This window comes from Komagataeibacter sp. NFXK3 (assembly GCF_054182245.1).
Genome location: NZ_JAPIVJ010000001.1, coordinates 311,851 through 337,981 on the forward strand (window position 1 = coordinate 311,851; position 26,131 = coordinate 337,981).

Here is a 26,131-nt window from a genome sequence, read left to right on the forward strand (position 1 = left end):
GCCGCCTTTTTTCAAAAAGGCGGCGTTCTTTTCGAAGCTTTTCGGAAAAAAAGCTTCACCAGAAACGTCTTTGTGGCTTCCATTAAAAAAGGGGGAGACCTGCAGGTCTCCCCCTGTGTTTTTTACGGCTGGGCCGGTTGTGGCGGCGTGGCCGGGCTTGCGGGGGCTGCCTGCTGGCTGGCTGGGGCTGTCGCATCGCTGGCAGGCGCATTAGCCGGTGCTGGCTGGGCTGCGGGCGGCGTAGTGGGTTCAGGCGCCGTGGACGGCGCGGGCGGGCTGGCCGCAGGAGTGGAAGCGCTGGTCGTATCCGGCACCGCAGGCGTTGCGGGCGCGCTTGCGGCAGGCTGTGCAGCCGGGGCCGTAGGTGTCGCGATTTCCGCCGGGGTGGCGCTTGGCGCGGGTGCTTCGGCAGGCGGCGTGGCTGGTGCCGCCGCCTGCGCGGGCGCTGGGGCAGGCGGCACTTCGGTGGCTGCGGTCGGCGCGCTGGCACCCACGCTCGAAACCTGTGGCAGCGTGGGGGTGGGAGCCACCGGGCGCGGGGTCAGGGTAACGGTGGGCTGGGTGTAGCGGTTCAGCGCATCGGCGTCACTCTGCACGCCATAGGCGTTCATGGGCGGCAGGGGCTGGGGCGAGGGCTGATCCGCCGCCGGGTTGCGGTCAAGCACCACGCGGGTGTTCTGCGGGTAGCGGTTCATCAGGCCAAGCAGCGTGCCGTTGGTCCAGCCAAAGCCGATCTGCATCGGGTATTCGCCACCACCCTTGCCGCCCTTGGGGCTGATATAGGGATTGACCACGTCATATTTTTCCAGAAGCACGCCCGATTTCTCGTAGGTGCCGATCACGCGGCCCATCCAGCGGGCCGCGATGTCGCTGGCAAGCTGGTCATAGCCATACTGGTTGAAGCCCTTGACCGCCATCCACTGCAACGGGGCCCAGCCATTGGGGGCATCCCACTGCTGGCCGCTATTGGTGCGCTCGGTGGCGATCAGGCCGCCAACCTTGAGCAGGTTCTTGCGCACGGTTTCCGATACGGCCTTGGCCTGCTCGGGCGTTGCCATCTGCAAAAACAGCGGCACGACGGTGGCACCTGACAGGATGGAGGTCGACTCGCCCTTTTTCCAGTCATAATCGATATAGGCCGCGCGCCGCTCATCCCACAGGATGCGCTGTGCGGCACTGATGCGCTCTTCGGCCAGGTGCGCGTAACGGGCCGCTTCCTCCTTGTCGCCCTTCAGGTCATAGGCGTGGGCCAGTGTCTGCTGCAGGTGCGGGATGAGGAAGTTGAGCTCCACGGTCAGCAGTTCCGTGGTGTGGATGGTGGAGAGCGTATGCCCGTCCGCCAGCCAGCGCGAGCTGAAGTCCCACCCCGTCTCGGAGCCTGCGCGCAGGTCGCGGTACACCTCGTTCTTCGGGCGACCGGACTCGGCAGCCGTGGCGATGTCCTGCGGGTAGCTTTCATCACGCGGGGTGTCGCGGTCATCCCAGTGGCGGTTCATGATCGTGCCATCGGGCAGGCGCACCACGTGGCGGTAGGCGCCGCCGGGGGCGACCGAATCCTGCCCGTCCATCCAGTAGTCATATTCCGCCTGCAGTTCGGGCAGGAAGGTGGTGTAGGCCACCTGCCCGTCATGCATGGCCAGCAGGTCGACCATCAGCGAGAAGAACGGCGCCTGCGAGCGGCTGAGGTAATAGGTGCGGCTGCCGTTGGGGATATGGCCGTACCGGTCGATCATCGAGGCCATGTCGCGCACCATGTCGCGCATGAGGTCGATCTTCTGGTTTTCATACAGGCCGATCATGGTGAAGTAGCTGTCCCAGTAATACAGTTCACTGAAACGGCCACCGGGCACCACATAGGTGAAAGGCAGGGGCAGCTGCGAGGAATAGGCTACCTGCGTATCAGGCGGGCGGCTGAGCACTTCCCACATGCCCACGATGTAGTCGCGCACGTTTTCATCAGGCGTGCGCTGGTAGGAGACGGTCTTGCGCTCGGGCAGGGTGAAGTGCTGGGCCACAAAATCCTTGAGCGAGAAATCGGGGCGCTGGCGGGCCAGGTTGTACTGCGCCATGAGGTCGGCGGGCGCTTCATCGGGTATGGCGTCGGCCGCGGTCTTGGCATCGGTGTAGATATGCGCCTCGCCAATGGCCTGGAACAGGCCGTCAAGCGCGATCGAGGGCGGGCGCAGGTCCTGTGCCAGGGCCGCAGGCGCTGCGGCATCGGACAGCAGGGCATCGGCGGGCGGGACCGGGCTGCTGCCGCTCGATGCCGGGCCATCCTTGTGCATGGTCTGCCCGGGCTGGGTGCCCGGCGGGGTGGCATCGGCATGGTCGGCGCTGCCCGTGCCCGGCGTGGCCGTGGGCGGGCTGGCCGGGGGAGCGCCCGCCTGCGGTGCGGCGGGTGTGGGCACGGGGGGCGTGGCAGTACCCGGCGTGGCCTGCGGCGGCGTGGGGCTTACGGATGGCGTGGTGGCGGCTGGTGCAGGTGGCATGCTTCCGCTCCCCGAAAGCGGTTCGGGCGTTGGCACCGAATAGGTCTGCTCCGCTGCTGCGTCCGGGCTTGCAGCGGCGGCAGGGGCTGACGGTGCCGCTGCTGTCCGTTCCGTGCCGGTGGGCGCGGACGGGATGGCAGCGGGGGTCTGGGCGCCAGGCGTGGCCTGTGTGGACTCAGGCGCTGTCTGGGCCACGGCGGGCGCACCCGCGTAAAGAAGGCTGGCCAGCACGAGCCCGGCCTGACGGGGCGCGGACCGGGACAGGTTTGAACCGCACAGGAGTAAAACTTTCACGAGACGCCAATTCTCCAGATAATAAAAAGATAAATATGATCCGTGCACCATGCCCTGCCTTGCCTGCCTACCACAAAGGGAAACCATGCAGATGAAGGGAAGTTCATTTTCAGGCATGGTGGCTGTCATGAACATGTCCCTGCTTTTCCATAGGGTACAAATCCGGCTATGCTATGTGCCCTCCCGGCCTGCGCGGCCTGAGCGTTCGTGTTTTTCCTGTTCCGCCAAACCGGAGTCGTCCTTTCATGCCCTCATCCCTTCAGGGTCTCACCCCGCTGGCCACAACCGATGCCCTGTTCTTTGAACGCGCCGGTGCCCGCCTTGGCCGCCCCGATGCCGAGCGCCTTGTGCAGCAGGCGCTCGAGGGGATGGATGATGGCGAGCTTTTCCTGGAATATCGTGAAAGCGAGGGCATTTCGCTTGATGAGGGCGTGATCCGCTCCGCAACCTTCGATACGTCATCAGGCTTCGGCCTGCGTGCCGTGCTGGAGACGGAAACCGGCTTCGCCCATTCCGACGAGATCAGCGAAAGCGCGATCCGCCGCGCCGCCGAGACCGTAAGCCAGGTGCGCGCGGGCCGTTCGGGCATGCTGGCTGCAGGCCCCCGTTCAACCAATCACCGCCTCTACCCCGACATCAACCCGCTGGCGGAGGGCGAATTCGCCACGCGCGCGGCCATGCTGTCGGAGCTTGATGCCTATGCCCGCGCGCGTGACCCGCGCGTGGTGCAGGTGATGGCCTCGATCTCGGCGGAGTGGCAGGCCATCCAGATCCTGCGGCCCGACGGGCAGCGCATGGCCGATATCCGCCCGCTGGTGCGGCTGAACGTGTCGGTGGTGGTTGAGCAGGACGGGCGGCGCGAAAGCGGCGGCCACGGGCTGGGCGGCCGTTATGCCTACAGCCGCCTGCTTGCCCCCGAAGTGTGGAAGAACGCGGTGGACGAGGCGCTGCGCATGGCGCTGGTCAACCTTGATGCCCGCCCTGCACCCGCGGGCGAGATGGAGGTGGTGCTGGGCGCGGGCTGGCCCGGCATCCTGCTGCACGAGGCCGTGGGCCACGGGCTTGAGGGCGATTTCAACCGCAAGGGCACGTCGGCCTTCGCCGGGCTGATGGGCCAGCGCGTGGCGGCCCCTGGCGTGACCGTGGTGGATGATGGCACCATTCCCGAACGTCGGGGCAGCCTGACCATTGATGATGAAGGCACGCCGACCGGCCGCACGGTCATGATCGAGGATGGCATCCTGACCGGCTACCTGCAGGACCGCCTCAATGCCCGCCTGATGGGGGTTGCCCCCACCGGCAATGGCCGCCGCCAGTCTTACGCCCATGCACCCATGCCGCGCATGACCAACACCATCATGCTCGGTGGCGATGCCACGACCGAGGACATGATCCGCAGCACGAAGCGCGGCCTGTATGCCGTCAATTTTGGCGGCGGCCAGGTGGACATCACCTCGGGCAAGTTCGTGTTTGCCGCATCCGAGGCCTACATGATCGAGAATGGCAGGATCACATCCCCCGTGCGCGGCGCCACCCTGATCGGCAATGGCGCGGACGCCATGACCAAGGTGACCATGATTGGCGGCGAACCCGCCCTTGACCCCGGCATTGGCACCTGCGGCAAGGCAGGCCAGGGGGTGCCGGTGGGCGTGGGCCAGCCAACCCTTAAAATGACGGGCCTGACCGTGGGTGGCACGGGGGGCTGATGATGGGCGGACTGGGGATCATGCCGCCGGCATGCTCCCGACCCCGCACACGTCAACCTGGCAGTAAATGATCGTGCCCTTAACGCCTGTATGCTCCTGGCCCCACACGGTAGGGGCATGACCTATTGATTCATGACCCCTGTTGTTCAGGGCAAGGGCAGGTCGTTTACGGTCACGATGCGCCACCCCTCAGGCAGGCGCTCGACCACGCTCAGCGCCAGGTTCTGGATGGAGAAATGCAGCGCCGTTTCGGGGTGAACCCGCAGGGCATGGGCCAGGGCCGCGCGAATGGCGCCCCCGTGGCTGACCACCACCATGTCCTGCCCCTCATGCTCGGCAGCGAGGCGGTCAAGGCAGGCCCCCACGCGCGAGCATACCTGCACCATGCTTTCACCCTGCGGCGGCAGCTCGGTTGCACCCACTGACCAGAACGGATGAGCGGGCAGGCTCAGCTTGTCAGGCAGCGTATCATGCGTAATGCCATGCCACTCGCCCATCGACTGTTCGGTCAGGTCAGGCTCCACGCACCATTCATGCGGGCCATACCCGGCCTTCTGGATGGCGCGCGCGGTATGCTGGGTGCGTGACAGCGGCGAGGTAAACCACAAGGCGGGTTTTGGCAGGCGGCGGGCCAGCGTTTCATACATTTCGCGCTGCGCCACGAGGCTGTCGGGGCAGAGCGGCACATCCATCGCCCCATACAGCCGCATGCGGGCATTCTGTTCCACCAGGGCGTGGCGGATCAGCCAGAAGCGGGTCACCCCCTTTTCCAGCTGCGGGGTATCAAGAAAATTGCCGTGGTTGGTCTGTATCGTCACACCGGAAATCCATCATGGAAAAAACAGGAAAAGGTCAGGCAGGCAGAATCGCACGCGCGCGCCAGCCATGCGGCAGGTAGGTCTGCACGGGCGCCATGGCGGCAAGGCGGGGCCAGTGCCGCAGGATCAGGCCAATCTTGTCAAGGATGCGCCCGACATTGCGCGCCTCGCGGTGCAGGCGTTCGGTCGGGTCCATGCCCTCATGCGAGGGCTCGCCCGAAACCAGCCGCGCGCCAGCCGAAATGCGCAGCGCCCCCGCCAGTGCATCGGGCAGGTCGGGATGGGCCAGCGGCACCGGCTGGCCTACATGGCACAACACCGCGGCAAGGGCTGCATCAGCGTCATCAGGGGGAATACAGCCGGAAAGATCGGTATTGAGCCACGCATATAACTGCCGCGCCTCGGCCACCGCCAGCGGGCGAAAGCCGCCTTCGGGGCTGTCGGGCGCACGGACAAAAAAGCTCATGATGGTGGGCAGACAGTCCCATGCCTGATCGGGCCCGGGCCGGGCGGGCGCAACAGGCGGCAGCAGTTCCAGCACGGGGCTGGCCGCGATCTGCGCCGTCACGGCCGCAAGGAAAGTGCGCAGCCGGTCGCGCACCACGGCACGCGGTATGGCGCCAAACGCCGTTATTTCAGCCAGGGCCGCCTGCCAGCGCAGGATCAGGCCGATATTGTGCCCCGGCGCCAGGCCATCACGCGCCGGGCCTGCTGGCCAGGCGGCTTGATAGCTGTAATCCGCAAGCCCGGCGGGCAGACTGCGCGGTCCATCAAGCCTGCGGCGCACGCAGGCAGGCAGCAGCAGCGCCCCGCAAAAGGGCGGCCCGGTAAAGAATTTGGAGCCGGTCACCATCACCATCCAGCCCATGTCCAGATAGGCACGCACCCGTGCCGGGTCGAGCCGTGCCTGACAGGCATCCACCACCACGTCGGGCCGGTCATCCGGGCCTGCGCCAAGCGGGGCGGTCGCCTCTTCCAGCGCCGCAAGCCCCGGTGCGAGCAGGCCCGTCTTGGACAGGTCAAGCCGATGCAGCAGCACATGGCGGCCTGCCGCGCGCAGTTCATGCGTCAGGCGGCGCGTCTGTGCATCCACATCCGCCAGGGCGCGCACATGGCCCGCCCCATCGCGCATGGGCACGTTGACCACCTCCGTGTCATCAGGGAAACCCGCAATGCGCGCGCCCCGTGTCACGCCGTGGCCGAGGGCAGTGTCATTGGCAAAATGACGGCCCTGCGCGGCCAGGGGCACACCGCTGCCCGTCTCCTCGGGGGCAAGGAGGATATTGCTGACGGGGCGGCCACAGGGCGCCAGCGCCGCAAGGGCCAGCGCATACAGCTCGCAATCCGTGCCCGACGGGGCCAGCACCACGCCTTCTTGCCCGGTCAGCCCAAACGCGGTGGCGATACGGGCCTGTATATCGGCATCCTGTGCCCGGGCCGCCTCCTCCGCCCGGTCCTGCAAGGCCCCCGCCACCAGGGCGAGACGGGCCGTTTCGGCGCCGGCAAAGCCACGCTCGGACAGGGACGAGGCCGTGGACGAGGCAAAGGTGATGGCCCAGGGCCGGGGCCGGTGCGAACAGCCGTAATGATTCAGCCCCGTTGCCGGGTCCAGCGCCAGCCGGGCATCGCCGCCCGTTGCCATCAGGGTCTCGATCGGCCCCAGCAGCTTCCATAACCGGGTCAGCGCGCCCTGCAATGCCGTGAAATCGGCCTCCACGGGCGTGGCGGCAAGTGCGGGCTGCAGGGGGGCCAGGGCAGGCCATGTCGCGCGCAGGGTGGCGCTGTCCGGCACACAGGCCCCGGCCATCAGGGGCACCCATGCGGCTGGCGCATCCGTATCGGCGCGGCCCGTATCGAGGTACCAGAACAGCGCTGCCGTACGGGCGGCGCAGAAGGCGGCATGAAAAGGCTGCCGGGGCGCGCGTTCCAGCAGGGCGGCGAGTTCAAGCGCATGGCGCAGGAAAAAGGCCGTCTGCTCAAGGTCACCCTGAAGCGGCAGGCCAAGCACGATCCCCCCATCGGGCAGGATGCGGAAGGGTGCGTGCAGCACCGGGTCCAGCACGATGCGCCGCGCGCCCGCAATCACCCGCAGGTCTGGCCGTTCCAGAACACGCAGCAGCTCCTGCGTCAGAGTATGGGCGAACACCGTGCTGTTTCCTTTTCCACGTTGGCGGGCGGCACGACCCAGCCTGCCTCGGCCATGATGCGGCGCATATGGTCCGGTGGGGGCGCCATGGCCCGCACGGGCGGGTCAAGCGGCAGATTGATGCCGCGACTCATGAGGTGTAGCGCCCCGGCCGTGGGCGCGCCATAGCGCTCATCCCCCCGTATGGGGCAGCCGATCAGGGCGCAATGCACGCGGGCCTGATGGGTGCGCCCGGTTTCCAGCACCAGTTCCAGCCAGCTTATGGGTGCACCGGCCGCATCCCTGCCCTGCCCCAGCACCCGCCACCGCGTACGGGCAGGCTGCGCGTCCTTCACATTGGCCTGCATGCGCCACTGCCCGGCCTCTTCCACGCGGCCCAGGGGATCTGCAACCACGCCAGACAGGCCCGCAGGCGTGCCATGCACGATGGCCCAGTAGGTCTTGCGGGCCAGGCCTGAAGCAAAACAGGCCTGCGCCGCTACCAGGGCCTGCTTGCGCAGCGCCACGACCAGGCAGCCCGCCGTATCCTGATCCAGCCTGTGCGCCAGCCACGGCCCGTTGCGGTGGCGGGACAGGAGGGGAAACCAGTCCTCGACACTCGCCCCACCCCTGCGGCCGGGATGGACCGGCAACCCCGGCGGCTTGTCGAGCACCACGAAGCGGCTGTCACGGTACAGAACCGTGAACGGCAGGGAGCCAGTGGGCTGCACGGATGCGGGTCGGGGCGAAGATGGCCTCATTCGTCTTCTGTCGAGCGGCGCATCAGCACTTCACGGCGGCCCACATGATTGGCCTCGCTGACCAGCCCTTCCTTTTCCATCTGTTCGATGATCTTGGCCGCACGGTTATAGCCGATGGAGAGATGGCGCTGGATGAAGGACGTCGAGGCCTTGCCCTCGCGCGCCACCACCTCGACCGCCTGGGCAAACAGGCCATCTTCATCAGCGCCGCCAGAGGGGGCGGCAAACGGTTTGTCAGCGCTGTCTTCTTCCTGCGGCGAGATGACGTCATCATCATAGATCGGCTCGCCCTGCGTGCGCAGGAAGGCCACGACAGCTTCCACCTCCGCATCCGCCACGAAGGGGCCATGCACGCGCGTGATCCGCCCGCCCGCCTGCATGAACAGCATGTCGCCCCGGCCCAGAAGCTGCTCGGCCCCCTGCTCGCCCAGAATGGTGCGGCTGTCGAACTTGCTGATGACCTGAAAGGAAATACGCGTGGGGAAATTGGCCTTGATGGTGCCGGTAATCACATCGACCGAGGGGCGCTGGGTGGCAAGGATGAGATGGATGCCCGCCGCGCGCGCCTTCTGTGCAAGGCGTTGCAGCAGGGACTCGATCTCCTTGCCCGCCACGATCATGAGATCGGCCATCTCATCAACCACGATGACAAGGTACGGCAGCGAATCAAGGGCAAGCTGCTGCTCCTCGAAGGTCGGCTTGCCGGTTTCGGGGTCGTAGCCGGTCTGCACGCGCCGGGTCACGATCTCGCCGCGTTCGCGGGCTTCGGTCACGCGCTCGTTGTAGCTGGCGATGTTACGCACCTGCAGGTGCGCCATGGCGCGGTAGCGGCGGTCCATCTCGCGCACCGCCCATTTCATGGCCGCGACCGCCTTGGCCGGTTCCGTCACCACCGGGGTCATGAGGTGGGGAATGCCTTCGTAGATGGACAGCTCGAGGATCTTGGGATCGATCAGGATCAGGCGGCACTGCTCGGGCGAGAGGCGGTAGAGCAGCGACAGGATCATGGAGTTCACCCCCACCGACTTGCCCGACCCCGTGGTGCCCGCGATCAGCAGGTGGGGCATGGCGGCAAGGTCGCTGTAAACCGATTCACCCGCAATATCCTTGCCAAGCGCAAGGTTGAGCCGCGCGGGAGAATGCGCCCATCTGGGGTCCATGAGCAATTCGGAGAAATAGACCGTCTCGCGCCGTGAGTTCGGCACCTCGATGCCAATCACGTTGCGCCCCGGCACGGTGGCGATGCGCACGCTGAGCACCGACAGGGAACGCGCCACGTCATCCGCCAGGCCAATCACGCGGGCGGCGCGGATGCCGGCAGCAGGCTGGAGTTCATACAGCGTGACCACGGGGCCTGCATGATAGGCCACGATCGTGCCCTGCACCCCGTATTCGGACAGCACGGTCACGAGCTGGGCGGCATTGGCCTTGAGCAGTTCCTCGGTCGGCTTGGTCGTGGAGGCCGGCGGCGGCGGGGTCAGGAGTGACAGCGAGGGAAACTGCCACTGCGGCTGTTGCGGCGGCGTATAGGCGGGCGTGGCGGACGCTGCGGGCGCAGGCGACTCATATGCATCCGGGCGGGCGGGCGCCTCTTCAGCGCGCGAGCCGCCGGAGAAAAGGCGCGAAAAGATGTTCGGGCGCGCGGGTTCCTCAACAGCGGGCGGCGTGCCCGGATGATCGGTGATGGCCCTGTTTTCAGGCGCAGGCGGCTCGTCATGCCATGGCGCGCGGTCAGAGGGCGTGTCATCCCCCCCCATCAGCAGCGGCTGGGGAATGTCCTCATCCATGCCGGGCGGGTGCATCCAGTTGCTCTGCAACGACACCTGCGCCGGTCGCCCCCCTTCCACCTTGCGGCTGCCGGGCAGCGCCGGGCGCGCCGCATCCGGCTTTGTCGTGGTGGCGGGCACGTTCGCGCGCAGGCTGCCCGGGGAGGCCGCATCATTCACCGGCGTCAGGCCCGTGCCGGGAACGGTCGCGGGAACGGCTGCTTCAGCATGGGGCGTGGACACTGTCAGGGCGGTATTGAAAAGCGGTTCGTCCTCTTCCTCCATCAGCGCGGCCTGTGATGAAGGGGGCGCTGCGGCAGGGACAGCCTGAGAGGCGGGTGGACAGGCCGGTGCCTGCGCCCTGCCCTGCCCTGCTTCGGGCCGGGCCGTCATGCGGCGCAGCCAGGCCACCAGCACCATGGGCTGGCGCAGCCCGGACAGGAAGCCACGCCCCATGCCCTGCCATTCCGACAGGGACAGGGCGAGCGCCAGCAGCACCAGCAGGCCACCCAGCACCAGCCCCAGCACCCAGACGAGAAAGGGGCCGCCGCGCCCCATGAACACGGTGGCGGCCTGAATCGACATATGCGCGACCGACAGGCCAACCGCACCGCCCAGGCCCGCCTGCGTGGGCCATTGCGGCGCGTGTAGCCCCGCCAGCAGCGGCAGGGCCGCGACATCAGCCGCAATGACCGGCAGGCCGCACAACAGCGCGATGAGACGCAGCAGTGCCGATGCCAGCCCATGATGGCGGATCAGGCGCCAGCCCCATGCCATGAGGCAGAAAATGGTCAGCGTGCCCACGATCCCGAAATTCTGGAGCATGAAGTCCGCCATATAGGCGCCCGGCCGCCCGAGCAGGTTGCCTGGCGGCTGCGCGCTTGACGTATTGGCGGAGGGATCGCGCGGATCGTAACTCCATAACGCGATGACGAGACACAGCGCCAGAATCCACAACCCCACGCCACCGGCTTCGGCCAACCGTTCGCGCAGGCGCGAACGGGCCGGGCCAGAGGAAAGTGATTCAGGAAAAAAACGGCTGAAGATCGCCAAAAATCCACATCCCGATCATAAGGCCCGCCTGCGGGGACCAAAAGCACGAGGGAGATGACCTTGCATGCCGCGCCTGCCATTCCCGCCAAACGAAACAACTATAACCCTGTCCACACGACAGAAAGAAGGCCGACAGGATAAAATACGGCGATGAATCACCCGTTATCATCCACCCCATGCTGCCAGGCATACAGGCAGGCCGCCCCGTGCCGCCGCTCGAGCAGCAGGCGCTGCGCCGCCACGGGAGCCTCTTCCGCCGCCGCCGTCTCGACCACGATGAGGGTGCGGGCATGCAGCCACCCGCCCCGTTCAAGCACGGCCAGCGCCCTTGTGGGCAGATCCTGGTTATAGGGTGGATCAAGAAAGACCAGATCAGCGGGGGCAGCAGTGCCACGCGGCGGCAGGCGCAGCATGTCGCAGGCGCGAATCGTGGCACGGTCCTGCACGCCACAGCCGCGCACATTCTCGCGCAGGCACCGCTGGGCCGCGCGGTCGCGCTCGACAAACAGCGCCGATGCCGCCCCGCGTGAAAGGGCCTCAAGCCCCAGAGCACCCGTTCCGGCAAACCCGTCGAGCACATGCGCGCCGCGCAGCCGGTCCGCCCCGGCCCATGCCGCATGGGCCAGCGTATCAAACAGGGCCTGGCGCACCCGGTCCGCCGTGGGCCGCGTGACCTGCCCCGGCGGCGCCAGCAGGCTGCGACCTCGGCATTCGCCCGCGATGATGCGCATCAGGCCCCGCGCGGGGTCTTGCCGCCCGCAAGGCCCGCGATCTGCTCACGGATCACCTTGCCGGTCACCTCCTCGAGTTCGCCCCGCTTGAGCGTGCCAAGCTGGAACGGCCCGTAGGAAGTGCGGATCAGGCGGCTGACATGCAGGTTCAGCCCCTGCATCACCTTGCGGATCTCGCGGTTCTTGCCTTCACGCAGCGATACGGTCAGCCAGGCATTATCGCCCTTGACGGAATCAAGCTGCGCCTCGATCGGGCCATAGCGCACGCCATCAAACTCGCTGCCCCTGATCAGGGATGCCAGCGCGCGCTCATCAACCACGCCAAACACGCGCACGCGGTAGCGCCTGATCCAGCCATTGCTGGGCAGTTCCAGCCTGCGCGCGAGCGCGCCATCATTGGTGAGCAGCAAGAGCCCCTCACTATTCAGGTCAAGGCGGCCCACGCTGATGACGCGCGGCATGCCCGGCGGCAGGGAATCGAACACGGTGGGGCGATCCTCGGGGTCACGGTGGGTCGTGACCAGCCCGTCGGGCTTGTGGTAGCGCCACAGCCGCGTGCGGTCGGGCGCGCCGACCACCTTCTGCTCGACCTGAACGATATCGCCTTCATCGACAAAAGTGGCCGGATGGGTGACGGGCGCGCCGTTGAGCTGCACCTTGCCCTCGGCAATCAGGCGCTCGGCATCGCGCCGGCTGCACACGCCCGAACGGGCCAGCCATTTGGCAATACGGTCGCCACGCGCGGGGGGGGCTTCGGTGGAATGGTCCTGTGTCATGTTCCTGTCTGCCTCGCAGCGTCGATCAACCCTTCGAACAGAAGACGGTCTCCTGCCGATATGCCAAATTCGGGGTGCCACTGCACCCCCATACAGAACGGATAGCCGGAAAGCTCAATGGCCTCGACCACGCCATCGGGCGCCGTGGCGCAGACGACTCCGCGCCCGGCATCCGCCACCGCCTGATGGTGCGATGAATTGACGGCCAGCGTATCGCGCCCCACCAGGCGCGCAAGCTGCGTGCCGGGGGTGACATGCACCACATGCCCCGCCTCGTCACGCGGGTTGGGCTGTTCATGCGCCAGGGCCGCGGGATAGGTATCGGGAATATGCTGCACCAGCCGCCCACCGAGCAGCACGGCGAGCAGCTGCATGCCGCCGCAAATGCCCAGCACGGGTCGCCCCAGATCCAGTCCCGCCCCCAGCAGCGCCAGTTCCGCTGCCGTGCGGCGCGGCTTGGTCTGCACGGTGGCATGCGGCGGTTCATCGCCATAAAGCTGTGGCGACACGTCAAAGGCGCCCCCGGTCACCACCAGCCCGTCGAGCCGCGCCATCATCTGCGCAGCCTGCGCCGCATCATGCCCCACAGCCACGGGCAGGCCGCCACAGGCGGAAATCATGTCCATGTAGTTCTGGCGCAGCGCGTACCATGCAAAGCGGGAATAGCCGCCCGTGGTGGAGGGTGGCTCACTATCGAGCGTGATACCGATCAGGGGGGCACGCGAAGAGATCATGGCCCTGCGGGACCGGCGAACGGGCGGAACGGAGTCATCATGCTGTTCCCCCTTCTGTGCTGCGTGCATGATACAAAAAATCCCCACCGGCAGAGCCTTGATGGGGACTTATGTAATCTTATTAAACCCTATGGTGGGCGCACAAGGGCTCGAACCTTGGACCCGCTGATTAAGAGTCAGCTGCTCTACCAACTGAGCTATGCGCCCACAGGGTTACCCTCTCGGGTGAGAGGGCTTCTAGCAGTCACCCCGTTGGGTGGCAAGGGGTTTTTTGAACTTTTTTATACTCCCTAGCGCTGGAGCAGCCGCAGCAGCCCATCAAACTGCTCGAGAGAACGGTAATCGATCTTCAGGCTCCCACCCTTGCCATCAAAGCTGATCTGCACTTTCAGGCCCAGCCTTGTGGCAAGATCGCGCTCAAGGGCGGTGATCTCGGGGTTCCTGGCAGCCTTCTCCCCCTTCTCGCGCGCGGTAGCGACCTTGCGCTCATGCTGTTTGGCCAGGGCCTCGGTCTGGCGCACGTTCAGCCCCTGCGCCAGCACCACCTTCAGTGCGGCCACCGGATCGGGATGCGCCAGCAGGGCCCGGGCATGACCGGCGGAGAGGCTTTGATGGCGCACCGCATCGCGCACGGGCGGCGGCAGTTGCAGCAGGCGGACCATGTTGGCCACATGCGGGCGCGACTTGCCGATGGCGCCGGCCAGTTCATCCTGGGTCAGGGCATAGTCATCAAGCAGGCGCTGAAGGCCCTCGGCCTCCTCGATGGCGTTGAGGTCGGCGCGCTGGAGGTTCTCGACCAGGGCCGCGGCCATGGCATCGCCATCATCAAGCGGGCGGATATGCACCGGCACGTCATGAAGCCCGGCGATCTGCGCAGCCCGCCACCGGCGCTCGCCCGCAATGATCTGGTAGGTGCCCGGGCGCTGCGGATGGGGCCGGACCAGAATGGGCTGCAAAATGCCGCGCACGCGGATGGAACTGGCCAGTTCATCCAGCGCGCCCGGTTCCATCTGCTGGCGCGGCTGAAAGGGGCTTGGCTCCATGACATCAACCGGCAGGCTGGAAATGGCTTCCGGCGCCTTGCGTCCTTCAACAGCCGGCGCGGCAGGCAGCGCATTGACCTGCTCGCCCAGCAATGCCGCAAGCCCGCGACCCAGACGGGGGCGGCCTGCTTCCTTCTTGGTTTTCACGCGCGTGCCTTCCCTTTATGGCCAGCCGACAGGCCAAGGCGCTGGGCCAGTTCGGTTGCCAGCGCCTGATAGGCCTGGCTGCCCGACGAGCGCTGGTCATAATTCATGACCGGCTGCCCATGGCTCTGTGCCTCGGAGATGCGGATATTGCGGGGAATGAGGGTTTCCATCACCTTGTTGCCAAAGAAGCTGCGGGCATCATCAGCCACCAGTTCCGACAGGTTGTTGCGCCGGTCATACATGGTCAGCACGATGCCATCGAGTTTGAGCGCGGGATTGAGCCCCTTGCTCACGCTGTTGACGGTACGCACCAGCTGGCTGATGCCTTCAAGCGCGAAGAACTCGCATTGCAGCGGCACGAGCACCGACTGCGCCGCCACCAGCGCGTTGAGCGTGAGCAGGCCAAGGCTGGGCGGGCAATCGATCAGCACCACGTCATAATCGCTGCCAATCTGGGCCAGCGCCTCACGCAGGCGGTATTCACGCCCTTCCGCCATGACCAGTTCCAGTTCGGCGCCAGCCAGTTCGGTATCCGCCGCAATCAGCGACAGGCCCGGCACCGCGCTGGCCTGCACCACGCCTGCGGCGCGCGCGCCATCTTCAAGCATGGCATAGGTGCCGCTGCTGCGGGCGTCATACCCAACGCCCAGACCGGTCGAGGCATTGCCCTGCGGGTCGAGATCGACCAGCAGCACTTTCAGCCCCGAGGTAGCCAGCGCCGCCGCCACGTTGATGGCGGTGGTTGTCTTGCCTACGCCGCCCTTCTGGTTGGCCAGCGCGATAATGCGGGGGGAAGACGCGGACCGGCTTCCCGTATCATTCATTGTTATGGTCTCTGACACGCCTGATATCGCTCAATTCTAGAATCACACCATCCGTATTGGTACGGCTTGGAATCCGGGTTGTCGCCATGTGCCAATCGGCACGGGCCATCGTCAATTCTTCCTCTGCGTTGCGTCCTTTCAGAAACAGGCAGACACCATCGGGCCGCAGGAACCGCGTGCCCCATTCCAGCAGGCGCGACAGGGGTGCGAGGGCCCGGGCCGTCACCACCTGCGCTGGCGGCACATCGGCCACCTCCAGCCGCTGCGCGCAGACCCGCACCTTCACCCCCGCCACCCGCGCCGCCTCACGCAGGAAGGCGGCCTTGCGCTGGTCGGATTCAACCAGCGTCACATTCGCATCGGTCGCACATGCAATGACCAGACCGGGAAACCCCCCGCCCGAGCCCATATCGACAAGATCCACCCCGCCGGGGGGGATCAGGCTGGCAAGCTGAAGGCTATCGCCGATATGGCGTGACCACAGATGCGGCAGGTCATGGGGGGAGACAAGGTTGATGCGCGCATTCCAGCGCAGCAGCAGGTCGGCATACTGCTCCAGCCGTTCGCCTGTTTCACGTGAAACATCGGCCAGCACCGCTACGGCGTCGTCGCGCGCCATCAGGCTGCAACCTGGCGCTGGCGGATATGGGCCAAGAGCGCCACAAGGGCTGAGGGCGTAATGCCGGGAATGCGCTGGGCAGCGCCAAAGGTTACGGGCCGCACGCGCGCAAGGCGCTCCTGCATCTCGCTGCTCAGCCCGCCAACCTGCGCATAATCGAGGTCAGGCGGCAGGGTGATGCGGCCTTCGGTGGCAAGCTGGCGGATCTCACGATCCTGACGGGTAATGTAGCCGCTGTAGCGAGCCTCGGTGGCCAGGTGCCGGGCCACGCGGGGCGGCAGGTCGGCAAACCACGGGGCGATGGAGGCAATCATGGCGGGCGTTGCGTCAGTGGCCAGCACATCAAGCAGCGAGCGCGCGCGCCCGTCTGCCGAGACACTGATCCCGGCCCGGCGCAGGAGTTCCGGCGCATAGGTTTCCTGCCCGGCCCGGCGGGTGGCTGCATCAATGGCCGCCCGCTCCGCTTTGAGCCGCGCGGCGCGTGGTGCCGCAACACACCCCCATTCCATGCCACGCGGCGTGAGACGCAGGTCAGCGTTATCGGCCCGCAGGGTCAGCCTGTATTCCGCGCGCGAGGTAAACATGCGGTATGGCTCGGACACGCCCTGCGTGGTCAGGTCATCAATCATAACCCCAATATAGGCATCGCCACGCTCCAGCGTTACCCCTGCCTCACCGGCTGCGTGCCGGGCGGCGTTGATGCCCGCGATCAGGCCCTGCGCCCCGGCTTCCTCATAACCCGTCGTGCCGTTGACCTGCCCCGCCAGGAACAGGCCGGGCAGGCTTTTGAGTTCCAGCGTGGGGGCGAGTTCACGCGGGTCGACATAATCATATTCAACGGCGTAGCCCGGCCGCACGATGCGGCAGTTTTCCAGCCCCGGAATGCTTTGCAGCATTTCAAGCTGCACATGGGCAGGCAGGCTGGTGGAAATGCCATTGGGGTAGACCAGCCCGCCATCGGGGTTGCCGGGCAGGCCTTCGGGCTCAAGAAAGATCTGGTGCGAATCCTTTTGCGCGAACCGCACCACCTTGTCCTCGATGGAGGGGCAGTAGCGCGGCCCCCGCCCCGAGATTGCACCACCATACAGTGCCGAGAGGTGCAGGTTCTCGCGAATGATCTCATGCGTGCGCGGCGTGGTGGCCGTGATGCGGCACGAGACCATGGGATTGGTGATGGCGTCCGTCATGCGGCTGAAGGGTTCGGGTTCGGCATCGCCCCGGTCTTCGGGCAGGCTGTCCCAGTCGATGCTGTCACGCGCGATGCGGGCGGGTGTTCCGGTCTTGAGGCGACCCATGCGCAGGCCGAGTGCGGCCAGACGCTCACCCAGCGCATTGGCGGGCCGATCCCCTACCCTGCCCGCCGGCTCACTGTCATGCCCGACATGGATGGTGCCGCGCAGGAAGGTGCCGGTGGCCAGCACGACGGCACCGGCAGAAAAGACCCGGCCATCCTCACACACTACGCCGCCCACGCGGCCCTGCGCATCGAGCCGCACGTCACCCGCAGCGCCTTCCACAATTTCCAGCCCCGCGGTCTGTTCCAGCAGGTCCTGTATGGCCTGCCGGTACAGCGTGCGGTCCGCCTGCGCGCGCGGGCCATGGACCGCTGGGCCCTTGGAGCGATTGAGCAGCTTGAAGTGGATGCCCGCCCGGTCGGCGGCAATGCCCATCAACCCGTCCAGCGCATCGATCTCGCGCACCAGATGCCCCTTGCCAATGCCGCCAATCGCCGGGTTGCACGACATGATGCCCACCGTATCGCGCCGGTGCGTGAGCAGCAGGGTGCGGGCACCCGTGCGCGCGGCGGCAGCGGCGGCTTCGCACCCCGCATGCCCGCCCCCGACGACAATCACATCATAGGCCCGATCCATCACCCCTTGCTCCTACTTGCCAATACAGAACTGGCCAAACACGGTATCCAGCAGCGCTTCCACATCCACAGCCCCGGTCAGGCGGCCAAGCGCGCGCATGGCCAGCCGCATTTCCTCACCCCGCATTTCCGGCCACGCCAGCGAAAGCGCGCGCCCGATATGGTGCGCCGTCTCCTCGATTGCGGCACGATGGCGCGCGCGGGTCAGCGGGGCATTGGCCCGGCCTGCTGTCAGGGCGCGGGCTTTCTCGGCCAGCACTGTCCGTAGCACATCCATGCCCGCATGGGTGAGAACACTGATGCCAATTGCCCCCTCAGGCGCGTGGTGCTGGTCGATCTTGTTGCACACCAGCAGGCCACCCTCTTCCAGCCGGGGCGGAAGGGTGCTGCCGGTAAAGACCTGCACCACGCAATCCGCCTGTTTCACGTGAAACATCGAGCGCCGCACACCCTCGGCTTCAATCTCATCCTCTGTTTCGCGCAATCCGGCGGTATCGACAAGCGTTACCGGCACGTCACCCAGCACGATACGGGTCTCGATCGCATCGCGCGTGGTACCGGCACGGGCGGATACGATTGCCGCATCCCGCCCCGCCAGCTCGTTGAGCAGGCTGGACTTGCCCACATTCGGCTCGCCCACAATGGCAAAGACAAGCCCGCGCCGCAGCCGCTCTGCTCCCGCGCCCTCGCGCAGGTAGGCCGTCATGGTTGCGTGCAGCGCCGTCAGGCCATCAAGCAGGCCCTGCTCCACTTCCGGCGGCAGTTCTTCATCGGGGAAGTCGATCAGCGCTTCCTGATGGGCCAGCAGCGTGCGCAGCCTGTCAGCCCATGCGTGATACAGGCGGCTCTGCGCGCCATCAACCTGCGCCAGCGCCTGCCTGCGCTGGGCCTCGGTCTCGGCATCGATCAGGTCGGCAATACCTTCCGCCTGCATGAGGTCGATGCGCCCGTTGCCAAAGGCCCGGCGGCTGAACTCGCCCGGCTCGGCTGGGCGCGCGCCAAGGGCTACGAGCGCATCAGCCACGGCATTGATCACGGCAGGGCCAGCGTGCAGGTGCAGTTCCACGCTATCTTCGCCCGTGTAGCTGTCCGGGCCGGGAAACCACAGCACCAGCGCGCGATCGAGCAGCACGGGCGTGGCGCCCTGCCGGTTCCACAACCCGCGCAGCGAGGCCCGGCGGGGCGCAGGCAGGCGGCCACAGAGGCTTTCAAGCATCCGGCCACTCCCCTTCCCGCTCAGGCGCATAACGGCGATTGCCGCGCGCGACAGGCCGCTGGCCAGGGCGAAAATGACCGGGGGAGAGCCATCATTGTCCTGCATTCTTGCCTCCATCAGGTCATCATCATTTTGCCGGTGCTGCGAACGGCGTTATCGTTCACCTCTTTGTCCTGATCAAGGTGACTCATGCCACAACTTTCAATGCATTCGCCACTGGCCCCCCTGACCGTCTCCGCCGAGGATGGGCAGATCGTGGCGCTTGACTGGGGCTGGGGCCGCGACCAGGAAGAAACACCCCTGCTCGATAAAGCCCGCTCCTGGCTGGAAGCCTATTTTGATGGCGAGGTCGCGCTGTGCGACCTGCCGCTTGCCCCCTATGGCACGCCAGAGCAGCAGGCGGCGTGGCAGTTCATGCAGACCATTCCCGTGGGCCAGCAGGTCAACTGGCGCGATGCCGCTCGCCGGGCAGGCGTATCGCCCGAGACCATTCTCAGTGCCTGCGCCGAGAACCCCATCCCCATTTTCATTCCCTGCCACCGCATCGATTTTGCCGATTGCCCGGATTATGACCCCGACAGCTATCCCGGCGATGAAGGTGCCCGTGACCGGCAGTTCCTGCTTGACCTTGAAACCCTGTCCGCCACCCCGCTTTGAACCCCGCATAGCAGAACAGGAGCCACGATCATGAATACCGTCATCCGCGTGCATGACTATGGGGGGCCCGATGTCCTCCGCGTGGAAACGCTGCCTGTCCCGACACCTGGCCCCGGCGAGGTTGTGCTGCGGCAGGAGGCGATCGGCGTCAATTTCATTGATACCTATTTCCGCAGCGGGCTGTACAAATTCCCCGCCCTGCCCGCCATTCCCGGCATGGAGGGGGCTGGCACCATCACGGCAGTGGGTGAAGGCGTAACGGGGCTGGAGGTCGGCATGCGGGTGGCCTACCCCGCAACACCGGGTGGATACGCCACCCTGCGCGCCATCGCGGCAGACCGGGTCGTGGTGCTTCCGCCCGATATCACGGCCCAGACAGCCGCCGCCATGATGCTGCGCGGCCTGAGCGTGCACATGCTGCTGCGCGAGGTGTACTGCGTGCAGCCGGGCGATGACATTCTGGTCTATGCGGCAGCAGGCGGCGTGGGGCTGCTCATGTGCCAGTGGGCACGGCATCTGGGCGCGCGCGTGATCGGCGTAGTCTCCACGCCGGAAAAAGCTGCACTGGCCAAGGCCAATGGCGCGGCGGATGTCATCATCGGCACCGACACTGTGGCCGAACAGGTCCGCACCCTGACCGAAGGCCGCATGCTGCCCGTGGTGTATGACAGTCTCGGCAAGGCCACGTTCGAGGCCAGCCTGTCCTGCCTCCGGCCACGGGGGCTGATGGTCAGCTACGGCAATGCCACAGGTGCCGTGACCGGAGTGGATGTGGGCACGCTGGCCAGCCATGGCAGCCTTTACCTGACCCGCCCCCTGCTCATGACCTATATCGCCCAGCGCACGGCCCTTGAGCATGCAGCCCATGAACTGTTTGCCCTTGTTGAGAAAGGCGTGCTGACGCCGCGCATCGGCCAGTCCTTTGCGCTCAAGGATGCGGCACAGGCGCATATCGCACTGGAATCGCGCAAGACCACCGGCAGCACCATCCTGCTGCCCTGATAAAAGTTTTTGGGTGCCCCCTTTTTTCCAAAAAGGCAGCGTCTTCCGAAGCTTTTTGAAAAAAGCTTCACCAAAAACTTTCAATAAAAAACCCCGGCTGCAAAGCCGGGGTTTTTTGATTCATCACACGTCCTGATGCGATCAGGTATTCATCGCATCAAAGAAGTCGTGGTTGGTCTTGCTGTATTTCAGCTTGTCGAGCAGGAAGTCCATCGCATCCATCGTGCCCATCGGCGCAAGGATACGGCGCAGCACCCACATCTTGGCCAGGTCGGCACGATCAACCAGCAGTTCTTCCTTGCGCGTGCCACTCTTGGTGATGTCGATCGCGGGGAAGGTGCGCTTGTCGGCCAGCTTGCGGTCAAGGATCAGCTCCGAGTTGCCGGTGCCCTTGAACTCTTCAAAAATGACCTCATCCATGCGGCTGCCGGTATCGATCAGGGCGGTAGCGATGATGGTCAGCGACCCCCCTTCCTCGATGTTACGGGCCGCACCGAAGAAGCGCTTGGGGCGCTGCAGCGCATTGGCGTCCACGCCACCGGTCAGCACCTTGCCCGATGAGGGCACGACCGTGTTGTAGGCCCGGGCCAGGCGCGTGATGGAATCCAGCAGAATCACCACGTCACGCTTGTGCTCGACAAGGCGCTTGGCTTTTTCCAGCACCATTTCCGTCACCTGCACGTGGCGGGTGGCGGGCTCGTCAAAGGTGGAGGACACCACCTCGCCGCGCACGGAACGCGCCATGTCGGTCACTTCCTCGGGCCGCTCGTCAATCAGCAGCACGATGAGGAAGACCTCGGGGTGGTTGGCGGAAATGGAGGAGGCGATGCTCTGCAGCATCACGGTCTTGCCGGTGCGCGGGGGGGCTACGATCAGAGCGCGCTGGCCCATGCCGATGGGCGAGACAAGGTCGATCACGCGGGAAGTGAAATCGCGGTTCGGGGTCTTGCCCTTCCCCTTGCCGGTGGGCACCGGGGCTTCAGCGCCACCCACGGCCGAGTTCTCGACTTCCATCTTCAGCCGCCGCTCGGGGTAGAGCGGAGTCAGGTTGTCGAAGTTGATGCGCTGGCGCACGGCCTCGGGCGGCTCGAAATTGATGGCGTTGACCTTGAGCAGCGCAAAATACCGCTCCCCATCGCGCGGGGCGCGGATCTGGCCTTCCACCGTATCACCGGTGCGCAGGCCAAAGCGGCGGACCTGGCTGGGAGAGATGTAGATATCATCCGGCCCTGGCAGGTAATTGGCCTCGGGCGAGCGGAGGAAGCCAAATCCATCGGACAGGATTTCAAGCGTGCCGTCCCCATAGATGGCCTGGTCGTTATCAGCCAGGGTCTTGAGGATCGTGAACATCAGCTCCTGCTTGCGAAGAGATGATGCGTTTTCAATGTTCAGACTTTCAGCATAAGCCAGAAGGTCTGCTGGAGTTTTGGCCTTGAGTTCGGCGAGTTGCATGCAGGATGTGCCTATAAGTGGGCAGTTCACGGAGGGAAAGAAAAGTCAGCAATCAGAGGGACGAAGGCGCGCCACGAAAGGGGCCTGACCATGTTCGGATGAAACGGTTGATGCTGCTTGACTGACAGGAAGGGATTCCATCTGGGCCGGAGCACCATCAGGAATGGTCGCCATAATATGCTTTTCCCCGCCCAAGGTCAAGCTTTTGCACAGCCGGACAGCATTATCTATAGACCGGAAGGTCCATACACACAGCAGGTCCGGCCAGGCATTCTCCGCGACACACGCCGCCTGCGGGCCATTTTTACAGATTGTAAAAGATTATCCCGTCTAGTGCCTGACCTTGCTGGAATATTTTAGGCCCTGAAAATGCATCCCTCCAAGTCCTCTGTGTGCATGATTATCAAAAATGAAGAAGCCCACATCAAGGAATGGGTCTGCTACCACAAGGCACTGGGATTCGATACAATCATTATACTTGATAACAATTCAACTGATAATACCCGCCCTGAAATTGAAAAACTCGGCAGGTTCATGGATGTCAGATACCATTTATGGGAAAAGGAGGACTTCTTTTATCAGATAGATGCTTATAATTTCTGTATTTCGACCTATCGTGAGGAATTCAGATGGATGGCTTTCATTGATTCCGATGAATTTATCGTTCCAAAAAACGACGAGAATATAAACGATTTTCTTGAAAAATATGATGCGTATGATGCCCTGGTTCTCAACTGGGCCATGTTCGGGTCATCAGGCCATATCAATGCGCCCGAAGGATTGATGATGGAATCCTTCACCAGAAGATCGGATGAAAATTTTTACAATACCCGCCATGTCAAAACCATTCTGAACCCCAAAAAAACAAAACACTGCATCAATCCTCATGTTTTTGAAATTGATGGCAGGAGCATCAATGTCCTGCATCGTGAACCGACATGGGAAAAGCCGGGCATAGTCAATCACGGGCCTATCTATGATGAATGCCAGATCAATCATTATTATACCAGAAGCCAGAGCGAGTGGATTCGTAAAATAAAACGCGGGTATCCCGATATGGATACATCAGCATTTGACAATGACAAGATCATGGAAGGTTTCCGCTATGCTGACCTGAATGATGTTGTCGATGTATCAGCCCTGCGTTTTTTAAAACGGACAAAAGAAATCATTTCCGCAGTCGATCTTTTATCCAGCCTGTCATGAGCGGGCAGGGCGTGCACCGCATACCTTTTAGAAAAGCGGCCGTTTTCAAAGCTTTTTGAAAAAAGCTTTGCCAAAAACTTTTTTAATTCCAGTTACTTATGAAGCATTCACCCCAAAAGATCGCCCTCATGACTTCACATGAGCGGTCCCCTCCATCCTGCCTCAGGCTCAACTTTTCAGACAGGTATTCATATCATGCTTACAAAAAGAAATCATAACCAGATCTTTAAATAAATATTATTCATTGGCGCATATTCTGCAACTTCCAAAAGAAAATATTTCGGCCATCCAGATTCAGGAGTATGAATATGTCCGATATCCTCGGCGTTTATTATGGAACAGGCAACACCGTAACCGAAAGCGGCTCATATACACTGGACCCCGGCGGCCTGCTCGGCCTCCTTTCGCCTGCGGCCATCACCGTCTCCTCTCCAGACGGCAAGCCCGTTGATGCGACAATCGACCTCGCAGGCCTGCTTGACCTGCCCGTAACCGCCGCTGCCTCTTTTACCGTCACCGCTGAAAAGAATACGGTCGTGACAGTCAGCGCGGGCGCCGTAAACACGCTGACCACAACCACCCTCGATGCAAATGGGGGCACGGTGGCGCTGGCTGGCGGCCTGCTGAACGCGGCAAGCGGGGTGACAATCAACCTGACAAATGGCGGCACATTCAACGGGTCTGGCATCATTTCCGCCCTGGCGGGCGCCACCATCAACTTTGGCAGCGGCGGCGGCACGCTCAACCTTGCCGGTTCCGACACGGGGCTTGCGCTGCTGTCGGGCGCATCCATCAACAACTTCGGCAGTGGTGATTCCATTATCGTGGAGAGTGATGGCACCCCCGCAACGGTAACCGGCGTCAGCTATGATAGCCTGCTTGGTTCTTCCACCCTCACCTTCTCCAACGGGGATACGCTGGCGCTTCAGGGCCAGTATCAGGACACCAACCCGCAGGCCGCCGGTTACGTCTCCACCGTGGCCGATGCGGATGGGGAAGGCACGGTCCTGGTGTGCTTCCTCGCCGGCTCCATGATCCGCACCCCGGATGCTGACATCGCCATTGAAGACCTGTGCGCGGGCGACACCATCATCACCATGGTGAATGGCGCGCCACAGCCCCGCACCATTACATGGGCTGGCCGGGCGCATGCCATGGTTCACCCCGGACTGCCCGATGATGAAGCAGGCTACCCGGTCCGTATCCTCAAGGATGCCATAAGCGCGGGCGTGCCCTACAAGGACATGCTGATTACGGCGGAGCACTGCCTTTATTTCGAGGGGCGGTTCGTGCCCGCCCGCATGCTCGTCAATAACACGTCCATTTTCTACGATCGCACGATCACGTCGTATGATTACTACCATATTGAAACGCAGGAACACGCGGTCATCATCGCTGATGGCATGATGACCGAAAGCTATCTCGATACCGGAAACCGCCGTGCCTTCCGCCAACAGGGCAATGTCGTTCTGCTCGGTGGCAGCCGCAACCTGACATGGGCGCAGGCCGCCGCACCGCTTGACGTATCGCCGGGCTTCGTCGAGCCGCTGTTCCGCCAGATCGCGGCCCGCGCCGCTGCTTCAGGGCATGAACCCCAGGCACAGGCCGCCACCATGACGGACGAGGCCGACCTGCACCTGATGACGCAGGCTGGCGTCATCATCCACAAGATGCGCGAGGCAAACGGGTTTGCCTTCTTCATGATCCCACCGGGGGTGGAGAGCGTACGCATCATGTCCCGCACCAGCCGCCCGTCGGACACGATCGGCCCCTATATTGACGACCGCCGCCAGCTTGGCGTTCTGGTCAAGGACATCAAACTGTTCGACGGCAGCGTGGCCCGCCCCATTACCACCCACCTTGCCCATGAGGCGCCCGAGGGCTGGCATGATGGCTGGTACGCACCCGAAAATGTTCCCTGCCGCTGGACAGACGGGCAGGCCACCGTGCACCTCGGCGCCCGGCACCCCACGCTCATGGGGCTGCTCTGCCTCGAAATCCTTGCAGGTGGCCCCTATGTCATCAGCGCTACGCCCCAGCCGCAGTCCCTGACAGCATGAGAGAGGATCCCTGCGCCCTTGGGCGCAGGGGCCGACCAGCCATATGAATGCACCCTTTACCCTCAAAGCCGGACAGATCTGGACCGGCGCGCCGCCCCGCCGCGAAATACGCGGCATTGACGAAGTGGGGGAAACCCAGGTCTCGTTTCACAAACAGACCTCCAGGCGCCGTTTCCTGACCTATCAGACCACGACGATCATGGGATTTCGCAAATGGATCCAGCAGAGTCAGGCCATCTCCAGTGATGGGCTGAGTGCTGCCAGCATGCATGGGTTTTCCCCATCACGCGAAATCGGGCAGCGGATCCAGCTCCTGCGCAAGGCGGCGGGGCTGAGCCAGCAGGAACTGGCCAACATGCTCGGGGTCTCGCGTACTGCCGTTGGTTTTTGGGAAACGGGGCGCCCCAACAGGATCAGCAGGCATGTGCCCCGCATCGCAAAGATTTTTGGTATCAGCGAGGAAGTTTTCCTCAATGGGCAGAGCAGCGAAAAAACCCAGATGTCCGTTACAAGGGACGAGGAAAATATCATCAACCTCTACAGGGCCCTTCCAATAGATGACAGGCTCCAGGCGATAAAACGCATGGAAATGCTTTATAAGAGGCACCTACATTCTTCGTAAGGCATTACAGGACTTGAAAAACAAAGCGTCTTCCAAATATTAGAGACTGCCTGAAAAGTCAGTCCCACAGACATCCAGAAATCATAAAAAAGTTTTTGGTGAAGCTTTTTTCAAAAAGCTTCGAAGAACACCGCCTTTTTGTAGAAAAGGGGCACCCAAA

At 64.1% G+C, this 26,131-nt stretch carries 20 protein-coding genes and 1 tRNA gene; 6 read left to right on the forward strand and 15 right to left on the reverse strand.

Going from position 1 to position 26,131, the window contains the following annotated elements:
* Positions 1–122 precede the first annotated feature (122 nt).
* A complete protein-coding gene (treF, locus tag OQZ28_RS01535) occupies positions 123–2,285 on the reverse strand; it encodes an alpha,alpha-trehalase TreF (RefSeq protein WP_458135018.1) in 2,163 nt (720 codons plus the stop codon).
* 743 nt (positions 2,286–3,028) lie between these two features.
* Here treF and tldD point away from each other — a divergent pair.
* The gene (tldD, locus tag OQZ28_RS01540) at positions 3,029–4,489 is read left to right on the forward strand and encodes a metalloprotease TldD (protein WP_458134949.1); all 1,461 of its coding nucleotides are present in this window, start codon (positions 3,029–3,031) and stop codon (positions 4,487–4,489) included.
* 146 nt (positions 4,490–4,635) lie between these two features.
* Here tldD and OQZ28_RS01545 read toward each other — a convergent pair whose 3' ends face one another.
* From OQZ28_RS01545 to mnmE, 13 genes are all read right to left on the reverse strand, one after another.
* Positions 4,636–5,307: a histidine phosphatase family protein gene (locus OQZ28_RS01545; RefSeq protein WP_458134950.1), complete on the reverse strand. Its 672-nt coding sequence runs from the start codon at positions 5,305–5,307 to the stop codon at positions 4,636–4,638.
* A 34-nt stretch (positions 5,308–5,341) separates the two neighbouring features.
* Positions 5,342–7,453 carry a hypothetical protein gene (locus OQZ28_RS01550; RefSeq protein ID WP_458134951.1) on the reverse strand — a complete coding sequence of 704 codons (2,112 nt, stop codon included), beginning with the start codon at positions 7,451–7,453 and terminating at the stop codon, positions 5,342–5,344.
* Positions 7,435–8,193: an RluA family pseudouridine synthase gene (locus OQZ28_RS01555; protein WP_458134952.1), complete on the reverse strand. Its 759-nt coding sequence runs from the start codon at positions 8,191–8,193 to the stop codon at positions 7,435–7,437. The genes OQZ28_RS01550 and OQZ28_RS01555 overlap by 19 nt, the downstream gene beginning before the upstream one ends.
* Positions 8,190–11,012 (reverse strand): DNA translocase FtsK 4TM domain-containing protein, encoded by a 2,823-nt coding sequence (locus tag OQZ28_RS01560; RefSeq protein WP_458134953.1) that lies wholly within the window; start codon positions 11,010–11,012, stop codon positions 8,190–8,192. The genes OQZ28_RS01555 and OQZ28_RS01560 overlap by 4 nt, the downstream gene beginning before the upstream one ends.
* Before the next feature lie 155 nt (positions 11,013–11,167).
* Positions 11,168–11,743, reverse strand: coding sequence for a 16S rRNA (guanine(966)-N(2))-methyltransferase RsmD (rsmD, locus tag OQZ28_RS01565; protein WP_458134954.1), 576 nt, complete (start codon positions 11,741–11,743; stop codon positions 11,168–11,170).
* Positions 11,743–12,519, reverse strand: a complete 777-nt coding sequence (locus OQZ28_RS01570; RefSeq protein ID WP_130730790.1) for a pseudouridine synthase — start codon at positions 12,517–12,519, stop codon at positions 11,743–11,745. Before OQZ28_RS01570 ends, rsmD begins: the two co-directional genes overlap by 1 nt.
* Positions 12,516–13,250, reverse strand: a complete 735-nt coding sequence (locus OQZ28_RS01575; RefSeq protein WP_458135019.1) for a gamma-glutamyl-gamma-aminobutyrate hydrolase family protein — start codon at positions 13,248–13,250, stop codon at positions 12,516–12,518. The genes OQZ28_RS01570 and OQZ28_RS01575 overlap by 4 nt, the downstream gene beginning before the upstream one ends.
* A 134-nt stretch (positions 13,251–13,384) precedes the next feature.
* Positions 13,385–13,460 (reverse strand) — tRNA-Lys (locus OQZ28_RS01580).
* Positions 13,461–13,543: 83 nt separating this feature from the next.
* Positions 13,544–14,443, reverse strand: a complete 900-nt coding sequence (locus tag OQZ28_RS01585; protein ID WP_458134955.1) for a ParB/RepB/Spo0J family partition protein — start codon at positions 14,441–14,443, stop codon at positions 13,544–13,546.
* Positions 14,440–15,267: a ParA family protein gene (locus tag OQZ28_RS01590; protein ID WP_130730792.1), complete on the reverse strand. Its 828-nt coding sequence runs from the start codon at positions 15,265–15,267 to the stop codon at positions 14,440–14,442. The genes OQZ28_RS01585 and OQZ28_RS01590 overlap by 4 nt, the downstream gene beginning before the upstream one ends.
* Positions 15,260–15,886 carry a 16S rRNA (guanine(527)-N(7))-methyltransferase RsmG gene (gene rsmG / locus OQZ28_RS01595; protein ID WP_458134956.1) on the reverse strand — a complete coding sequence of 209 codons (627 nt, stop codon included), beginning with the start codon at positions 15,884–15,886 and terminating at the stop codon, positions 15,260–15,262. The genes OQZ28_RS01590 and rsmG overlap by 8 nt, the downstream gene beginning before the upstream one ends.
* Positions 15,886–17,757 (reverse strand): tRNA uridine-5-carboxymethylaminomethyl(34) synthesis enzyme MnmG, encoded by a 1,872-nt coding sequence (gene mnmG / locus OQZ28_RS01600; protein ID WP_130730794.1) that lies wholly within the window; start codon positions 17,755–17,757, stop codon positions 15,886–15,888. Before mnmG ends, rsmG begins: the two co-directional genes overlap by 1 nt.
* 12 nt (positions 17,758–17,769) lie before the next feature.
* The gene (gene mnmE, locus OQZ28_RS01605) at positions 17,770–19,077 is read right to left on the reverse strand and encodes a tRNA uridine-5-carboxymethylaminomethyl(34) synthesis GTPase MnmE (protein WP_458134957.1); all 1,308 of its coding nucleotides are present in this window, start codon (positions 19,075–19,077) and stop codon (positions 17,770–17,772) included.
* A gap of 99 nt (positions 19,078–19,176) precedes the next feature.
* Here mnmE and OQZ28_RS01610 point away from each other — a divergent pair, with 99 nt between their 5' ends.
* Both OQZ28_RS01610 and OQZ28_RS01615 read left to right on the forward strand, forming a co-directional pair.
* Positions 19,177–19,629: a methylated-DNA--[protein]-cysteine S-methyltransferase gene (locus OQZ28_RS01610; RefSeq protein ID WP_458135020.1), complete on the forward strand. Its 453-nt coding sequence runs from the start codon at positions 19,177–19,179 to the stop codon at positions 19,627–19,629.
* 30 nt (positions 19,630–19,659) lie between these two features.
* Positions 19,660–20,631, forward strand: coding sequence for a quinone oxidoreductase family protein (locus OQZ28_RS01615; protein ID WP_458134958.1), 972 nt, complete (start codon positions 19,660–19,662; stop codon positions 20,629–20,631).
* 141 nt (positions 20,632–20,772) lie between these two features.
* On the opposite strand, the gene rho is transcribed toward OQZ28_RS01615, so the two are convergent.
* Positions 20,773–22,083 (reverse strand): transcription termination factor Rho, encoded by a 1,311-nt coding sequence (rho, locus tag OQZ28_RS01620; protein WP_061275141.1) that lies wholly within the window; start codon positions 22,081–22,083, stop codon positions 20,773–20,775.
* 369 nt (positions 22,084–22,452) lie between these two features.
* On the opposite strand from rho, the gene OQZ28_RS01625 reads away from it, so the two are divergent.
* From OQZ28_RS01625 to OQZ28_RS01635, 3 genes are all read left to right on the forward strand, one after another.
* A complete protein-coding gene (locus tag OQZ28_RS01625; RefSeq protein ID WP_458134959.1) occupies positions 22,453–23,289 on the forward strand; it encodes a glycosyltransferase family 92 protein in 837 nt (278 codons plus the stop codon).
* Between the two features lie 308 nt (positions 23,290–23,597).
* Positions 23,598–25,349 carry a Hint domain-containing protein gene (locus OQZ28_RS01630; protein ID WP_458134960.1) on the forward strand — a complete coding sequence of 584 codons (1,752 nt, stop codon included), beginning with the start codon at positions 23,598–23,600 and terminating at the stop codon, positions 25,347–25,349.
* 43 nt (positions 25,350–25,392) lie between these two features.
* The gene (locus OQZ28_RS01635; protein ID WP_130730799.1) at positions 25,393–25,971 is read left to right on the forward strand and encodes a helix-turn-helix domain-containing protein; all 579 of its coding nucleotides are present in this window, start codon (positions 25,393–25,395) and stop codon (positions 25,969–25,971) included.
* The last annotated feature ends 160 nt before the right edge of the window (positions 25,972–26,131 follow it).

Bases quoted from the DNA above. Each gene is read 5' to 3' on its own strand.
- mnmG (WP_130730794.1), bottom strand. From the start codon at position 17,757: ATGGATCGGGCCTATGATGTGATTGTCGTCGGGGGCGGGCATGCGGGG.
- mnmE (WP_458134957.1), bottom strand. From the start codon at position 19,077: ATGCAGGACAATGATGGCTCTCCCCCGGTCATTTTCGCCCTGGCCAGC.
- OQZ28_RS01635 (WP_130730799.1), top strand. From the start codon at position 25,393: ATGAATGCACCCTTTACCCTCAAAGCCGGACAGATCTGGACCGGCGCG.
- treF (WP_458135018.1), bottom strand. From the start codon at position 2,285: ATGCACAAGGATGGCCCGGCATCGAGCGGCAGCAGCCCGGTCCCGCCC.
- OQZ28_RS01630 (WP_458134960.1), top strand. From the start codon at position 23,598: ATGTCCGATATCCTCGGCGTTTATTATGGAACAGGCAACACCGTAACC.
- rsmD (WP_458134954.1), bottom strand. From the start codon at position 11,743: ATGCGCATCATCGCGGGCGAATGCCGAGGTCGCAGCCTGCTGGCGCCG.
- tldD (WP_458134949.1), top strand. From the start codon at position 3,029: ATGCCCTCATCCCTTCAGGGTCTCACCCCGCTGGCCACAACCGATGCC.
- OQZ28_RS01570 (WP_130730790.1), bottom strand. From the start codon at position 12,519: ATGACACAGGACCATTCCACCGAAGCCCCCCCCGCGCGTGGCGACCGT.
- OQZ28_RS01555 (WP_458134952.1), bottom strand. From the start codon at position 8,193: ATGAGGCCATCTTCGCCCCGACCCGCATCCGTGCAGCCCACTGGCTCC.
- OQZ28_RS01615 (WP_458134958.1), top strand. From the start codon at position 19,660: ATGAATACCGTCATCCGCGTGCATGACTATGGGGGGCCCGATGTCCTC.
- rho (WP_061275141.1), bottom strand. From the start codon at position 22,083: ATGCAACTCGCCGAACTCAAGGCCAAAACTCCAGCAGACCTTCTGGCT.
- OQZ28_RS01590 (WP_130730792.1), bottom strand. From the start codon at position 15,267: ATGAATGATACGGGAAGCCGGTCCGCGTCTTCCCCCCGCATTATCGCG.
- rsmG (WP_458134956.1), bottom strand. From the start codon at position 15,886: ATGGCGCGCGACGACGCCGTAGCGGTGCTGGCCGATGTTTCACGTGAA.
- OQZ28_RS01625 (WP_458134959.1), top strand. From the start codon at position 22,453: ATGCATCCCTCCAAGTCCTCTGTGTGCATGATTATCAAAAATGAAGAA.
- OQZ28_RS01610 (WP_458135020.1), top strand. From the start codon at position 19,177: ATGCATTCGCCACTGGCCCCCCTGACCGTCTCCGCCGAGGATGGGCAG.